Below are 15899 nucleotides of genomic sequence, written 5' to 3'. Positions count from 1 at the left end.
GAAATGTGTGAATGTCATAACATGGCGTCAAGCCGCAGTCAGGGTATTTGCCATCCTGTTGCGGGGTAACGCACGTTACATTTTATTCAGCAAAAGGTGCGGCTTCCAGCGCTCTTCTTACCGGTGCAAAACTGCGTCGATGATGCTGCGTCGCACCATGCTGCGCCAGCTTTTCCAAATGGAACGCGGTCGGATAGCCTTTATGCTGGGCAAAGCCGTAAGCCGGGAACGACAGATCCAGCTCGGCCATTTCGCGATCGCGCGTCACCTTGGCCAGAATCGACGCGGCACTGATTTCGGCAACCCGGCTGTCGCCCTTCACTACCGCTTGCGAGCGCATCGGCAGTTTTGGGCAACGGTTGCCATCTATCAGCACCAGATCTGGCGTTATCGCCAAGCCGGCCACCGCCCGCTGCATCGCCAGCATCGTGGCGTGCAGAATGTTCAAACTGTCGATTTCAGCAGGTTCTGCTCGTCCAAGGCTCCAGGCCAGGGCTTTTTCGACGATTTCGTCGTACAGCGCCAGTCGACGTTTTTCACTCAGCTTTTTGGAATCGGCCAGGCCAACGATAGGACGTGCAGGATCGAGGATCACCGCAGCGGTCACTACCGCACCGACCAACGGGCCGCGCCCGACCTCGTCTACGCCGGCGATACATTGCGCCGTCGGATAAACAAAGGGTTCAATCATGCTAATGCCAGCTCCAACACAGCCTGGGCGGCCTGTTCGTCAGCGCCACAGCGAATGCTCTGGTGCAATTCAAGGAAGGTCTGTTTCAACTGCTCCGCTTGCGGGCTGTCCTCCAGCAGAGGCAACAGCGCGGCGGCCAGCTTGTCCGGCACACAGTCATGCTGCAACAGTTCGGTAACGATTTCGCGCCCGGCCAGCAGGTTTGGCAATGAGACATACGGGGTTTTCACCAGCCGCTCCGCCAGCCAAAAGGTAAACGGCTTCATGCGGTAACCTACCACCATCGGGCATTTTGCCAGCATGCACTCCAGCGCGGCGGTACCCGACGCCAGCAGCGCGGCGTCGCTGGCCAGCATCGCCTCGCGCCCCTTGCCGTCAAGCAAATGCGCCGGCAGTTCCGGCGCCACGTCCGCCTTGATGCGTTCAAACTGTTCACGCCGTTTGGCATTGACCAGCGGAACGACGATCTCCAGGTCAGGATAGCGCGTGCGCAGCAACTGGGCGGTTCGAAGAAAATCCGCGCTGAGCATTTCCACCTCCGCACCGCGACTGCCCGGCAACAGCGCCAGACAGCGGGCCTGGGGATCGATGCCCAATGCGGCGCGCGCCGCCAGTTTATCCGGCTGCAACGCCATGGCATCGGCCATGGTGTGGCCGATAAAGCGGCAGGGAACGTTGAAACGATCGTAAAACGCTTTTTCAAAAGGGAGAAACGCCAATACCAGATCGGTCGCTTTGCCAATTTTGAAAACGCGCTTTTGACGCCAGGCCCATACTGACGGGCTGACATAATGAATGGTGTGAATACCACGTTGCTTCAGACGCCCCTCCAACGTGATGTTAAAGTCAGGCGCATCAATGCCGACGAAGACATCAGGGGCAAGCTCGCTAAAGCGGCGGGTAAGATCCTTGCGGATCTTCAACAGGCGAGGCAAGCGCTCAAGCACTTCCACGATGCCCATCACCGCCAGCTCTTCCATTTCATACCAGGCTTCACACCCTTCGGCCTGCATCAACGGGCCGGCAACGCCGACAAAGCGCGCGTCCGGGTGTTTTGCCTTGAGCGCACGGATCAATCCGGCGCCAAGAATATCACCGGATGTTTCGCCGGCGACCAAACCGATAGTCAATGGACGCATAGACATGGGTTAGCGAATGATACCGCGGGTGGAACGACTAAAGAAATCGAGGTATTGCTGTACTACCGGCTGCTGTTGCGCCAAGGCTTCGATTTCCGTTTTCGCTTCATCCAGCGTTTTTTCACTGCGATAAAGAATCTTGTAGGCATTGCGAATCGCCTGCATTTCATCTTTATCAAATCCACGGCGTTTCAGGCCCACGGCGTTAACGCCGAATGGCGTGGCGTGGTTACCTTGTGCGATGACAAAAGGAGGCACGTCCTGTGCAACACCGGAGCAACCGCCAACCATCACGTGCGCGCCGATAATGCAGAACTGGTGGATCGCCGTCATACCGCCGATGATCGCATGATCGTCAATTTCCACATGTCCCGCCAGCGTGGCATTGTTGGCAAGAATGCAGGAATTACCCACCACGCAGTCGTGAGCAACGTGTACGTTGACCATCAGCAGATTGTCATTGCCCACTTTGGTTACGCCGTTACCCTGCGCTGTGCCGCGGTGGATGGTGACGCTTTCGCGAATGCGATTGCGATCGCCGACTTCGACACGCGTAGGTTCACCTGCGTATTTCAGATCCTGGTTCACTTCGCCGATGGAAGCAAACTGGTAGATCTGATTGTCGCGACCAATCTTGGTAATGCCATTGACCACAACGTGCGACTTCAGCACCGTGCCCTCGCCGATTTCCACCTGCGAGCCGACATAACTGAAGGGACCGATATGCACGCTAGCGCCGATAACGGCGCCTTCTTCAACAATTGCGCTTGGGTGGATAAAGGCGGTTTTGTCTATCACGGATTATGCCTCCCGGCTGCGGGCACACATCATGGTTGCTTCGCAGACAATTTTACCGTCAACGGTCGCCACGCCTTTAAAGCGCGTCAGACCACGGCGGGTTTTCTCGAAAGTGACTTCCATGATCATCTGATCGCCAGGCACCACAGGGCGCTTGAAGCGCGCTTCGTCGATACCGGCAAAGTAATACAGCTCGCCCGGTTCCAGTTTACCCACGCTTTTGAATGCCAGAATGCCGGTGGCCTGCGCCATGGCTTCCAGGATCAATACGCCCGGGAAAATCGGTTTACCAGGGAAGTGCCCCTGGAAAAACGGTTCGTTTACGGAAACGTTCTTCACCGCACGCAGATATTTATGCTCTTCAAACTCAAGTACACGGTCAACCAGCAAGAATGGGTAACGATGAGGGAGCAGTTCCAAAATTTCTGCAATATCTAGAGTATGAGTGTCGATAGTCAAAATACTCTTCCTGTCTCTAAAATCTGATGGCATCAACAACACGGCCTGCGTTGACCCCAAAAAGGAGATCATCAGGCAGGCCGCAAATTAACAACTATTTGCGCTTTTGGCCGCCGTAGAGCGGCCAACGCGTTTCGTTTTTCTACCCAGTAAGGCTCAGGCGGACGGCAGTGATTAGTCTTTTCCGACTTTTCGTTCGACAGCTTTTAAGCGTTTGCTAATCTCATCGATATTCATCACCAACGCGGCGGTTTTACGCCAAACTTTGTTGGGTTGTAACGGAATGCCCGAAGAGTATACCCCAGGTTGGGTGATTGGTCGCATAACCATTCCCATTCCTGTCACTACCACCTTGTCGGCAATTTCCATGTGACCATTAATCACACTGGCGCCACCGATCTGGCAATAGCGGCCAATTTTCAGGCTGCCGGCCATGATAACGCCGCCGGCAACGGCAGTATTCTCACCAATCACCACGTTATGTGCAATCTGGCATTGGTTGTCAATGATAACACCATTCCCGATATGAGTGTTATCCAGGGCACCGCGATCGATGGTGGTACATGCACCAATCTCAACGCGATCGCCAATAATTACCGTGCCCAGCTGGGGAATTTTAATCCAGTTGCCACGTTCGTTGGCATAACCGAAACCATCAGCGCCGATTACCGTGCCGGACTGAATCAGGCACTGCTGCCCGATGACCACCTCATGATAAACGGTAACGTTGGCCCATAGACGCGTACCTGCGCCAATGGATGCATTCTTGCCGATAAAACACCCGGGGCCGATAACCACGTTATCGCCGAGTACGGCACCCGACTCAATCACCGCATTGGCACCGACGGCAACATGCTCACCAAGCTGCGCGTCAGGAGCAATCACCGCGCTCGGCGCGATATCCTGAGCCGGAGCCGGCGTGGTGTCCATCAGTTGCGCCATGCGCGCGTAGGTCAGATAAGGATTCTTCACCACCAGCGCCGCGCTGCGGCAGTGTGGCAAATCTGCTTCGGTCAGCACCACGGCGCTGGCCTGGCAGGAGGACAACCGCTCTTGATAACGGCTGTCTGACAAAAACGTGATTTGGCCCGCTTGTGCCGAATGCATAGAAGCAATGCCGGTGATGACGAGATCGCCATCACCGTGCAATTGTGCATCCAACTGCTGTGCTAAATCAGCCAGTCGAATTGAAGGCATGTTGTTATTTAACCTGTTTCAGCACGTCAGCAGTGATATCTTTTGAAGTGCCTGCATAAGCAACGGCGTTAGCGTCGATCACGACGTCATAGCCTTCTTTGCTGGCAACAGATTTCACTGCATCCTGAATACGGCTCAGGATTTTGTTACGTTCTTCCATTTGACGACGACGGTTGTCCTGCTCGAAAGCCTGGGCTTTCTGAGAGAACTGCTCGCGTTGAGCCATCACGTCTTTTTCCAGCTTGCTGCGTTCGCTTGCCTTCATGGTAGAACCGTCACGCTGCAACTTCTGCATTTTGGTTTGCAGGCTGCGTTCCATGTTCTGGAGTTCGCCCGCGCGGCCCTTGAATTCGTTTTCCAATTGTTTAGCAACGGTTTCACGTGCTGGCAACTGTTGGAAAATGCTGGAAACGTTGACGACAGCAATCTTGTCAGCTGCCTGAACGCCCGCTGAAGCAGCCATTGCTAAACCGAGGCCTGCGGCACACAACCACTTTTTCACTATAAACTCCTTACCATCACCCGTTTGTGTCATATGACACTTGAAATACACAATCTGCCAGACTTATCTCAAGACACAATGAGACTTATCTCTCTCTGCTCCGCCGACGGTCTGGCACCTGTGATTCTTAACTACAGCTAAACCCAAAGATGAGCCCCGTTACCAGGTCTTACCAATGTTAAACTGGAACTGTTCGGACTTGTCGCCTTCGTAATCCTTGAGCGGATTGGCATAAGAGAACACCAACGGCCCAAGCGGTGACATCCACTGCAATGCGATACCGGCAGAAACGCGGATGTTACCCGGTTTGCTGTAGTCTGGTATGTCGAAACCTGCGGTTTGACTCTTCTCCCAGTTGGTATCCCACACGGTACCCGCATCGACGAACAGCGAGGTGCGCACCGAGTTGGCATACTTCTCGCTGATAAATGGCGTTGGGGTAATCAGCTCCATGCTGGCCACCGCCATCGCGTTACCGCCCACCGCATCATCGGAACCACAAATCTTGGTGCCGTTGCTGCAGCTATAGGAGTTGGAATTGTAGTACACCGCCTTCGGACCAATGGTATTGGACTGGAAGCCACGCACGGTGCTTGAACCACCGGCATAGAAGTTCTCGTAGAACGGCATTTCCTTGCCGCCCAGACCGTCGGCATAGCCCAGACGACCACGCCCCAGCAGTACCCAGGTGCGATCGTCGTTGATCGGCACATACTGCACGCTGTCCAGCGTTACCTTGTAGTATTCGTTGTCAGAACCAGGAATGGTGACTTTACCGTTCAAGGTGGTGCGGTTACCGGAAGTCGGGAAGTAGCCGCGGTCCAGATTGTTGTAAGTCCAGCCCAGGTTCAGAGTGAAATCGTCAGCCTTGTAGCTGGCGCGATCCATGGTGTTCGGATTCTGACCCATCGATTCGAGATAACGCCACATGGCGATCTGCGGCTGCATGTCGGACAGGCTGTTATGCACATAACCCAGACCGGCGCGCAACGAGTTGTTCTCGTTGATCGGGAAGCCCAGCGTACCGTCCACACCGTAACTGCTATTGGTATAGTCGGACAGGTCCGCATCATCCGCCTTGAAGTCGTTGTAGAAGATACGACCGCCCAGGCTGACACCGTCAACGGTGAAGTACGGGTTGGTGGCGGACAGTTCCGCATAGGTCTGGTAATCGTTCTTGGTGCCGCTGACGCCCACCGAGTAACCGGTACCCAGCCAGTTGTCCTGCTGCACGCCAACCTGGAAGCTGACGCCGCTTTCGGTACCGTAGCCGACGCCGAAGTTGAAGGTACCCGTATTGCGTTCCTTGACCTTGTAGGTCACGTCAACCTGGTCGGCGCTGCCCGGAACACGCTGGGTTTCAACGTCAACGGTTTCGAAGTAACCCAGGCGGTTCAGACGCTCTTTGCCCTGCTCGACCTGATCGTTACCCAGCCACGCCCCTTCCATCTGACGCATTTCGCGGCGCAGAACGGAGTCTTTACTGGTGTCGTTGCCTTCAAACTTGATGCGACGCACATAGAAACGGTTGCCCGCATCAATATTGACGTGCAGCTTGACGGTCTTGTCGGCGTCGTTGATTTCCGGCTGGGTCTGTACCCGCGGATAGGCATAACCGTAACGGCCCAACATCTTCTTGATGTTGTCTTCCATCTTGGTCACTTTGCTGCCGTTGTACAGTTCGCCCGGCTCGATTTTGGTCAACTGGGCGACTTCGGCCGAATGGCCCGCCAGGTTGCCGTTCACCATCACGTCGGAAAGCTTGTACTGATCGCCTTCGGTAATATTGATGGTGATGTAAATGCCTTTTTTGTCCGGCGTCAGGCTGACCTGGGTCGAATCAATGTTAAAGCGGGCATAACCGCGGTCCAGATAGAAGCTGCGCAGGGTTTCGAGATCGCCCGCCAGTTTCTGCTTCTGGTATTTGCGATCGCCAACCACGTTCCACCACGGCACCTCATCACGCAATTGGAAGCGTGAAATCAGCTCATCGTTGGTGAAGGCATGGTTGCCGACGATGTTGATTTGTTGAATTTTGGCGGAAACCCCTTCCGTGAACACCAGTTTCAGGTCAACACGGTTGCGCGGCAACGGCGTTACCACGGCTTTCACCGAGGCGCTGTATTTACCGACGCTGTAATAGAAGTCTTCCAGACCTTTTTCAATACTGGAGATCGTGGTGCGGTCGAGCGCCTCGCCAACCCGGACGCCAGAGGCTTCCAGATTCTGCTTGAGCATATCGTCCTTCACCGACTTGTTGCCGGAGAAGGTGATGCTGGCTATGGTAGGGCGTTCCTTAACCTGAACGATCAACGTATTACCATCGCGCAGTACGCGCACGTCCTCGAAGTTGCCAGTGGCAAACAAGGCACGGATGGTATTACTGATATCATCGTCAGTGACGGTATCGCCTACGCGAACCGGCATGTTGAGTAACGCCGCACCGACGGCGACCCGTTGCAGGCCTTCGAAATGAATATCTTTCACTACGAACCCGTCTGCACCGTATACGGTGGCGCTGCCAAACAGCAGCGACGCTATGAGCAACTTTTTCATCGCCATCGTTGTTATGCGTTCTTCCTAACCTATCCCCGCCCCTAAAGGCGAGAAAAATCATTGAAAAGTGCAAGACCCATTAACAGCACCAACACGATCGAACCAATGCGGTAGCTGTAGTCCTGTACTCGCTCGGAAACCGGCCCACCCTTCAGCTTTTCTATCGCCAGGAAGAGGAGATGCCCACCATCTAACACCGGTAATGGGAACAGGTTGATGATCCCCAGATTGACGCTAATCAACGCCAGGAACATCAGGTAATACACGAACCCTACCCCGGCTGACGCCCCTGCTCCCTGCGCAATGGATATCGGGCCGCTCAGGTTATTCAGCTTTACATCACCGGTTATTAACTTGCCCAACATGCTGACCGTTAACCGCATCAGCTGCCAGGTTTTGTCCCCGGCCTGATACAACGCCGGGAACGGCCCATACTGGCGAATCGTTTTGTACTCATCCGGCAGTGGCAACACCTTCGGGATAATGCCGGCAAAACCCACGCTTTTCCCTTCGCCCACCGGTTTTGTATCTGGTATCAGCGTCAAAGACAAGGGGGCGCCGTTTCTTTCAACTTCTAAAACCAGCGGTTGCCCGGGGCCGTCGTGAATGCGCTTCACCAGCGTTTGCCAACGACCCAGCAGTTGCCCATCGACTTTAACGATCCTGTCTCCGGCTTGCAAACCCGCTTTTTGCGCCGCAGATCCGGTTTGCACCTCGGCGAGTACCGATTCGATCTGCGGACCACGCGGAATAATGCCCAGCGAGACCACCGGATCCTGCTTGTCCGGCTCAAAGCGCCACTGACGCAGATCCAGGGTTTTATTCACTACCTGCGCCGAACCAAAAGGCGCGACGCCTACCTCGGTTTGCGTATCGCCAATTTTGGTAACCAGCGCCAAACGAACTGATTCCCAATCAGGCGTTTCGATACCATCAACCGATTTTAGTTCCATTCCCGGCGAAATTTGCGCCTGAGCGGCAATGGATTGAGGAGATATTTCGCCAATTACCGGACGGAAACTGGGCACGCCGATGATGAACACCAGCCAGTAGGCAAGGATGGCAAAAACAAAGTTGGCAATCGGCCCGGCGCTGACGATGGCAGCGCGCTGCCAGACGGTTTTGTTGTTGAAGGCCTGATGACGCAGCTCCGGGGCGACCGTCTCGACGCGTTCGTCGAGCATTTTCACATAACCGCCCAGCGGGATCAGCGCAATGACAAACTCGGTGCCATGCCGGTCGGTTCGTTGCCACAGGGCGCGGCCAAAGCCGATAGAGAAGCGTTCAACGCGGACGCCGCAGCGGCGGGCCACCCAAAAGTGCCCGAACTCATGCACGGTGATTAACACACCGAGTGCAATAATAAACGCTACCAGGTTCCAGAGCACGCTGAACATCATCCCTTCACTCCCCGTCAACGACGGATTAAAACACTAACAGCATCAGGCAGGCAAATACAGGCACGGCCGCGGTCAAGCTGTCGATACGATCCAGTACCCCGCCATGGCCAGGTATCAGATGACCGCTGTCCTTGATGCCCGCTTCGCGTTTGAACATGCTCTCAGTCAGATCGCCCAGCACCGATGCCAGCGCTGCAATGATTGAGCAAACCAGCAAGGTGGCCGGTATCACATTCAATGGCGCATAGCGGCCAAACAGCCATGAAATAACGGCCGAGGTCACCAGCCCGCCGATCAACCCTTCCCAGGTTTTTCCGGGCGAGACCTTTGGCGCCAGCTTGTGCTTACCCAGCATTTTGCCGAATACATAGGCGCCTGAATCCGCTCCCCATACCAGCAGCATTACATACAGCAGCCACCAGGCACCGGTGAAATGATTTTGTTCATAACCGAACTGACGCAGCGCCACCATGCCCCAGAAAAAAGGCACGATGGTCAATACGCCAAACAGCAGCCGCAACGGGCGGGAATTACGCCACAGGGCGGCTGAACCTGGATAGAACAGCACCAGCAGCAACGCCGCCAGCCACCAGCCCATCGACGCCCATAACGGCCCACCGACCTGCAGCAGATGTACCGACTGGTGATAGGCAGGTACGCTGAGCATCATCAACGCCAGCAGGAACCCGCAGAGTATCGCCAGCCAGATTCGTTGGGAACGGGAAGCAAAGCCAGCCAACTGGCCCCACTCCCAGGCTGCTAACATGCATACAACCAGCGTTACCAGTGCAAATCCCACCGGCGGCAGCAAAAACAGCGCTGCGATAACGATCGGTATTAAAATCAGAGCAGTTATGAGGCGATACTTCAGCAAAAGTTCCCCCTAGGACGCATTGACGCCGATAGGTGTTGTTCCCCCGAAGCGACGCTCACGTTGTGCAAATGCATTCAGCGCACCTTCAAAGACAAGTTCATCAAAATCAGGCCAGAGTACATCAGTAAAGTAAAGCTCGGCGTAAGCTATTTGCCATAATAAAAAGTTGCTGATGCGGTGCTCGCCACCGGTGCGGATCACCAGATCCACCGGGGTCAGATCGTTCATGCAGACCTGCTCGCTCAGCAATTCTTCATTAATCTGGTCCGGGCGCAGTAAACCTTCCTGCACGCGTTCGGCCAGGTGCTTCACTCCCTGAATGATATCCCAACGGCCGCCGTAGTTGGCAGCAATGTTGAGCGTAAGGCCATCGTTATTTTCTGTCAGCTGCTCGGAACGACGGATCCGCTCCTGCAAACGTGCGCTGAAACGGCTGACATCGCCGATTACGCGCAACCTGACGTTATGTTTGTGCAGGCTTTTTACTTCGCTGTCCAGGGCGCGGACAAAAAGCTCCATTAACGCAGAGACTTCCTGTGCCGGACGATTCCAGTTCTCACTGCTGAAGGCATAAAGCGTGAGCGCATCCAAATGATGGCTGGCAGCAAAGCTAACGGCTCTACGCACCGATTTCACCCCTGCTTTATGACCGAAGACACGTAACTTGCCCTGACGTTTAGCCCAGCGTCCGTTGCCGTCCATAATGATGGCGACATGACGAGGCCCAAAGATGGACGGATTAGCCTCTTGTTGATTTTCGGACGACATAACGCGTACTTATTTCCTCAATAGAAACACAAAAGCTTTTCCGGAGCACAGGCCCTTGCGCGCAAAAAAAGCCGTGTGCCCGACACGGCTTTTCAGTCTGCACGTCCTGAGCATACCGATGATATTCGGAATGCAAATGGCTTTTCGACCGCCAATCAGGCCTTTATTCAACGGCATAACCGTTGGCAGGTGGCGCAGACTATATCACCTCAGCGAGGCCTGAACAAACAGGCCACGGCGGTGCGCGCAATTTACGAACAAAAATGAACCGTATCACCAATCAGGCGCGCAGTTGCCGCACCAGTTCGCTGGCCACGTCACGCGCCTGGCGATCAATGTCTAAGACCGCGTCGACGCACGTCGGTTCCTGCAAAGCCAGACCTTCAACGACTTTTTGGTTAACCGTGGCAATATCGGTAAAGCGAATCTGCGCCTGCAAAAACGCCGCTACCGCCACCTCATTGGCGGCGTTGAGCGCAGTGGTCGCCGCCTGGCCGGCATCACAGGCGGCAATCGCCAGATGCAGGCAGGGATAACGTTCACGCTCGGGCTCGGCGAAGGTCAGCGCGCCAATACGGCAGAAATCCAGGGCAGCGACGCCGGAATTGACCCGCTGCGGATACGCCATCGCATGGGCAATCGGCGTACGCATGTCCGGGGTTCCCAGTTGCGCCAGCACGCTGCCGTCAGCATAACGCACCATCGAATGGATCACCGATTGTGGATGCAGAATCACTTCCATTTGTTCGGCTGAAGCATTGAACAGCCAGCGGGCTTCAATGTATTCCAGACCTTTATTCATCATGGTGGCGGAGTCGACCGAGATCTTGCGCCCCATCGACCAGTTTGGATGGGCACAGGCCTGATCCGGCGTCACCGCGGCAAACTGCGCCAACGGCATAGTACGGAACGGGCCGCCAGAACCGGTCAACACGATGCGTGACACACCATGATCTTCCAATGAAGAGTACCCCAACTGGCGCTGGATGCTCTCAGGTAAACTCTGAAAAATGGCGTTATGTTCGCTATCGAGCGGCAATAACTGGCTGCGGCTCTTGCGTACCGCATCCATGAACAGGCGACCGCAGGTGACCAGCGACTCCTTGTTGGCCAGCAATACCTGTTTACCGGCACGGATCGCCGCCAGCGTTGGCAGCAGCCCGGCAGCGCCGACAATGGCGGCAGTGACCTGATCGACGTCGTCCAGCGCCGCCAGTTCGCACGCTGCCTCCACGCCCGCCAGCACCTCGGTTGCCACGCCGTTTTCCGCCAGGATACGGCGCAATTCCCGCGCGGCGGTTTCATCGGCCATGGCGGCATACGCCGGGCGGAACTCCAGGCATTGCTCTGCCATTACCGCCACATTGCGGCCGGCAACCAGCGCCTTGATGGCGAAACGTTCGGAATTTTCCCTGACAACGGCCAGCGTGCTGGTGCCGACAGAGCCGGTGGAACCAAGAATAGTCAGTTGCTTCATGAGTTCGCTCTGAATAACTGTCTGAGGAGATCGGAGGTGTTCCAGTGTGAAACCTTGTACACCCGTTGTCATGATCTTTCAGTACGATGTAACGGGATCTGCGCCACAAAAAACAAAGCGCCGCCTGGGCGACGCTTGTTTTTTGTGCAAGCCGATTAGAACTCCATCAGCTCTTTTTCTTTGTCTGCCAGAGCGGCGTCGACCAACTTGATATAAGCATCGGTCATTTTCTGAATATCGTCTTGCGCACGACGTTCTTCGTCTTCGCTGATTTCCTTGTCTTTCAGCAGCGCCTTGATCTTGTCGTTGGCATCACGACGAACGTTACGTACCGAAACACGGCCCTGCTCCGCTTCACCGCGCACCACCTTGATCAGGTCCTTACGGCGCTCTTCGGTCAATGCCGGCAGCGGCACGCGAATGTCGGAACCGGCAGACGACGGGTTCAGGCCAAGGTCGGACGACATGATGGCCTTTTCGACCGCCGGGCTCAGCGAGCGGTCAAATACGTTGATTTTCAGCGTACGGGAATCTTCCACGGTGATGCTGGCCAATTGGCGCAGCGGCGTGGCAGCGCCGTAATACTCCACCATGATACCGTCGAGAATGCTTGGCGAAGCGCGGCCGGTGCGGATTTTGCTGATTTGGTTTTTGAATGCTTCAACGCTTTTTTCCATGCGTGTGTCAGCATCTTTTCTGATGTCGTTAATCACGTTGCGAACCCTTGAAAGCTGGTTACTTGGCAGGCCATTTTCCCCTGGGTATTCCACCGCACATCACCGCTGGCTGTAACGTTGATCCTGGCGCTTAACGCTCCAAGCGCCGAAGTTCCGCACTTGCCGACAAGATGCGCAGTGAAATCCTTTGGGTAGGTAATTATAGCCCGTGAATTTTACTCAAGGGGAACAGACGGCGTGGCGCACCGTCACTCCCCGCTAAATCAGGTTGAACGGCAATTATTTGCCGATCAGCGTACCTTCGTTTTCACCCATCACGACGCGGCGCAGCGCGCCCGGCTTGTTCATGTTGAACACGCGAATCGGCAGACCGTGATCGCGCGCCAGCGTAAAGGCAGCCAGGTCCATCACTTTCAGTTCGCGTTCCAGCACGTCTTGATAGGTTAACTGTTCGTACAGCGTTGCATCCGGGTTTTTAACCGGATCTGCGGAGTATACACCATCTACTTTAGTCGCTTTCAACACCACGTCCGCTTCAATTTCGATCCCGCGCAGGCAGGCGGCAGAGTCAGTGGTGAAAAACGGGTTGCCGGTACCGGCGGAGAAGATAACCACGCGGTTATTACGCAGCAGGCTGATTGCCTCTGCCCAGCTGTAGTTGTCGCACACGCCGTTCAACGGAATGGCTGACATCAGGCGGGCGTTCACATAGGCACGGTGCAGTGCATCACGCATAGCCAGACCGTTCATTACGGTAGCCAGCATTCCCATGTGGTCGCCCACTACGCGGTTCATGCCGGCTTGCGCCAGGCCCGCGCCGCGGAACAGGTTGCCACCGCCAATAACTACGCCCACTTGAATTCCCAGTTCGACCAGCTCTTTTACTTCCTGAGCCATGCGATCCAAAACGCTAGCGTCGATACCAAATCCTTCTGCGCCTTGCAGGGCTTCGCCGCTCAGTTTGAGCAGGATACGCTGATATACGGGTTTTGCATTGGTTGCCATGGTTATTCTGTCCTAAGCAGCAGTAATAGTATTGGAGGTTTCAGCCGATGAAATGCGCCTGCGCAGAGTATAACCCGGCAGGGCCGCCATCGGTGTAAATCTGGCTGGAGAAACATATACCCGGCATAACGCTTTATGCAGGGTATAAAATGGAACCGCCCGGAGGCGGTCCCATTAACAGGCATTAAGACTGTTTGCTCATTGCTGCAACTTCGGCAGCAAAGTCGGCTTCAACTTTCTCGATGCCTTCGCCCACTTCGAAGCGGATGAAGTTAACCACGTCAGCGTTGTGCTCTTTCAGCACCTGGCCAACGGTTTTGCTTGGTTCGATGACGAAAGGCTGACCGGTCAGAGACACTTCGCCGGTGAATTTCTTCATGCGGCCTTCAACCATTTTCTCAGCGATTTCTTTCGGCTTGCCAGACTGCATCGCGATGTCCAGCTGAACCTGGTACTCTTTTTCTACCACTTCGGCAGACACGTCTTCAGGCTTGACGAATTCTGGCTTGCTGGCAGCAACGTGCATGGCAATTTGTTTAACCAGTTCTTCATCAGCGCCTTTAGCGGCAATCAGAACACCGATACGCGCGCCGTGCAGGTAGCTGCCCAGCACGTCGCCTTCCAGAATGGAAACGCGACGAATGTTGATGTTTTCACCGATTTTTGCCACCAAAGCAACGCGTTCTTCTTCGAACTGTGCCTTCAGTACTTCAACGTCGGTTACCTTGCCAGCAGCGGCTGCATCCAGCACTTTGTCAGCAAATGCCTGGAAACCGGCATCTTTGGCAACGAAGTCGGTCTGGCAGTTAACTTCCAGGATCACGCCGAAGTTGCCTTCGATCTTGGTTTTGATCACGCCGTCAGCAGCCACGTTGCCTGCTTTTTTCGCCGCTTTGATCGCGCCGGACTTACGCATGTTTTCGATTGCCAGCTCGATGTCGCCGTTGGATTCAACCAGCGCTTTCTTACAATCCATCATGCCTGCGCCGGTACGCTCACGCAGTTCTTTTACCAGAGCAGCGGTAATATCAGCCATTTCTTTATTCCTCGGTTATCTCGCTCGGAGATTTACCCTTCGTCTTTCGCGCCACCGCGGCGTTGGCTGCCTTCTCTCACCTTGGCCACCTGGCTCGCCAGGCACCTGGAGATACATGCAGTTTCCGCTCTGCCGCAACCCGAAATCTTTTGGGCAGGGTTCTCATTTAGATAAGCAAAGGGGGCCTTTAAGGGGCCCCCCTAACCAACATATGTCAATACCTGGTTAATAAGGGCTCGAGTTCGAGCTTGCCTTATTATTCAGCTTCTACGAAGCTTTCTTCCGCCTGAACGGCCAGATCTTGAGAACGACCTTCACGGACGGCAGCAGCAACGGCGGTCAGGTACAGGTTAACTGCACGGATTGCGTCGTCGTTGCCTGGGATGATGAAGTCAACGCCGTCTGGATCGGAGTTGGTATCAACGATAGAGAATACCGGGATACCCAGGTTGTTGGCTTCTTTGATCGCGATGTGTTCGTGATCGGCATCGATAACGAACAGAGCGTCAGGCAGACCACCCATGTCCTTGATACCACCCAGAGAGTTTTCCAGCTTGTCCAGTTCACGAGTGCGCATCAGCGCTTCTTTCTTGGTCAGCTTGTCGAAGGTGCCGTCTTGAGACTGAGTTTCCAGATCTTTCAAACGTTTGATGGACTGACGAACGGTTTTCCAGTTAGTCAGCATGCCGCCCAACCAGCGATGGTTCACGAAGAACTGGTCGCAGTTGTTTGCAGCTTCTTTTACCGCTTCGCTTGCAGCGCGTTTGGTACCAACGAACAGGATCTTGCCTTTACGGGAAGAGATCTTGGTCAACTCAGCCAGAGCTTCGTTGAACATTGGTACGGTTTTTTCCAGGTTGATGATGTGAACCTTGTTACGAGCGCCGAAGATGAAAGGCTTCATTTTCGGGTTCCAGTAACGGGTTTGGTGACCAAAGTGTACACCAGCCTGGAGCATGTCGCGCATGGAAACAGTTGCCATGATTAAACCTCTATAGATTAGTTGGGGTTATGCCTCCACGTATCCCATAACGCCGACCCCAGCATGACGATGTCACCCGAGGCACCCCGGCGGATGTGCCGATACGTGTGTGTTATTTACACAATGTGAGTGCAGTTAAAGTATTTTCGGCCATATCTGCCGTCGTCACAAGGACGAACTCACCGATCGCCGGCGCGCTTTATACCATAAACCGGCCACACACTCCAACTTTTGTTGCATTATCGTCGCGTTGCGGCCACGCCGTGCGCAAATGAAATTTGGCAGCCTATCGGTGGGCTGATACCATAAGAGACTGCTTCCTATTCTTATTGTTGTCG

15 protein-coding genes are annotated in these 15899 nt (G+C 54.8%); all 15 read right to left on the bottom strand.

Annotated elements, in window-relative coordinates; translation table 11 throughout:
- Nucleotides 1-82: 82 nt before the first annotated feature.
- The 15 genes from rnhB to rpsB all read right to left on the bottom strand — a co-directional run bounded on the left by rnhB (nt 83) and on the right by rpsB (nt 15561).
- Nucleotides 83-691 (bottom strand): ribonuclease HII, encoded by a 609-nt coding sequence (rnhB, locus tag NYE85_RS09365; protein ID WP_259004457.1) that lies wholly within the window; start codon nt 689-691, stop codon nt 83-85.
- Nucleotides 688-1836 (bottom strand): lipid-A-disaccharide synthase, encoded by a 1149-nt coding sequence (gene lpxB / locus NYE85_RS09360; RefSeq protein WP_259004456.1) that lies wholly within the window; start codon nt 1834-1836, stop codon nt 688-690. The genes rnhB and lpxB overlap by 4 nt, the downstream gene beginning before the upstream one ends.
- A gap of 3 nt (nt 1837-1839) precedes the next feature.
- A complete protein-coding gene (gene lpxA, locus NYE85_RS09355) occupies nt 1840-2628 on the bottom strand; it encodes an acyl-ACP--UDP-N-acetylglucosamine O-acyltransferase (protein WP_259004455.1) in 789 nt (262 codons plus the stop codon).
- Nucleotides 2629-2631: 3 nt separating this feature from the next.
- The gene (fabZ, locus tag NYE85_RS09350; RefSeq protein WP_147415637.1) at nt 2632-3087 is read right to left on the bottom strand and encodes a 3-hydroxyacyl-ACP dehydratase FabZ; all 456 of its coding nucleotides are present in this window, start codon (nt 3085-3087) and stop codon (nt 2632-2634) included.
- Between the two features lie 174 nt (nt 3088-3261).
- Nucleotides 3262-4284 (bottom strand): UDP-3-O-(3-hydroxymyristoyl)glucosamine N-acyltransferase, encoded by a 1023-nt coding sequence (gene lpxD / locus NYE85_RS09345; protein WP_259004454.1) that lies wholly within the window; start codon nt 4282-4284, stop codon nt 3262-3264.
- Nucleotides 4285-4288: 4 nt separating this feature from the next.
- Nucleotides 4289-4786 (bottom strand): molecular chaperone Skp, encoded by a 498-nt coding sequence (gene skp / locus NYE85_RS09340; RefSeq protein ID WP_259004453.1) that lies wholly within the window; start codon nt 4784-4786, stop codon nt 4289-4291.
- Between the two features lie 159 nt (nt 4787-4945).
- Nucleotides 4946-7348, bottom strand: coding sequence for an outer membrane protein assembly factor BamA (gene bamA, locus NYE85_RS09335; RefSeq protein ID WP_259004452.1), 2403 nt, complete (start codon nt 7346-7348; stop codon nt 4946-4948).
- A 35-nt stretch (nt 7349-7383) separates the two neighbouring features.
- Entirely contained in the window at nt 7384-8739 is a 1356-nt protein-coding gene (gene rseP, locus NYE85_RS09330; protein ID WP_259004480.1) for a sigma E protease regulator RseP, read from the bottom strand.
- A 28-nt stretch (nt 8740-8767) separates the two neighbouring features.
- Nucleotides 8768-9616: a phosphatidate cytidylyltransferase gene (gene cdsA / locus NYE85_RS09325; RefSeq protein ID WP_004959236.1), complete on the bottom strand. Its 849-nt coding sequence runs from the start codon at nt 9614-9616 to the stop codon at nt 8768-8770.
- 9 nt (nt 9617-9625) lie between these two features.
- Entirely contained in the window at nt 9626-10384 is a 759-nt protein-coding gene (gene ispU / locus NYE85_RS09320) for a (2E,6E)-farnesyl-diphosphate-specific ditrans,polycis-undecaprenyl-diphosphate synthase (protein ID WP_259004451.1), read from the bottom strand.
- Nucleotides 10385-10664: 280 nt separating this feature from the next.
- Nucleotides 10665-11861 carry a 1-deoxy-D-xylulose-5-phosphate reductoisomerase gene (gene ispC, locus NYE85_RS09315; protein ID WP_259004450.1) on the bottom strand — a complete coding sequence of 399 codons (1197 nt, stop codon included), beginning with the start codon at nt 11859-11861 and terminating at the stop codon, nt 10665-10667.
- 155 nt (nt 11862-12016) lie between these two features.
- Nucleotides 12017-12574 carry a ribosome recycling factor gene (gene frr, locus NYE85_RS09310; protein WP_259004449.1) on the bottom strand — a complete coding sequence of 186 codons (558 nt, stop codon included), beginning with the start codon at nt 12572-12574 and terminating at the stop codon, nt 12017-12019.
- 243 nt (nt 12575-12817) lie between these two features.
- Nucleotides 12818-13543: a UMP kinase gene (pyrH, locus tag NYE85_RS09305; RefSeq protein ID WP_004959220.1), complete on the bottom strand. Its 726-nt coding sequence runs from the start codon at nt 13541-13543 to the stop codon at nt 12818-12820.
- 184 nt (nt 13544-13727) lie between these two features.
- Complete coding sequence (gene tsf, locus NYE85_RS09300) at nt 13728-14579, bottom strand: translation elongation factor Ts (protein ID WP_259004448.1); 852 nt, start codon at nt 14577-14579, stop codon at nt 13728-13730.
- A gap of 256 nt (nt 14580-14835) precedes the next feature.
- Nucleotides 14836-15561 carry a 30S ribosomal protein S2 gene (rpsB, locus tag NYE85_RS09295; protein ID WP_004959211.1) on the bottom strand — a complete coding sequence of 242 codons (726 nt, stop codon included), beginning with the start codon at nt 15559-15561 and terminating at the stop codon, nt 14836-14838.
- Nucleotides 15562-15899: the final 338 nt, after the last annotated feature.

The sequence above is a fragment of the Serratia sp. AKBS12 genome (assembly GCF_024793895.1).
In the GTDB taxonomy this organism is placed as follows: Bacteria; Pseudomonadota; Gammaproteobacteria; order Enterobacterales; family Enterobacteriaceae; genus Serratia_F.
Note: the sequence above shows the minus strand (reverse complement) of the source record. Positions and strands in the feature narration are given on the sequence as shown.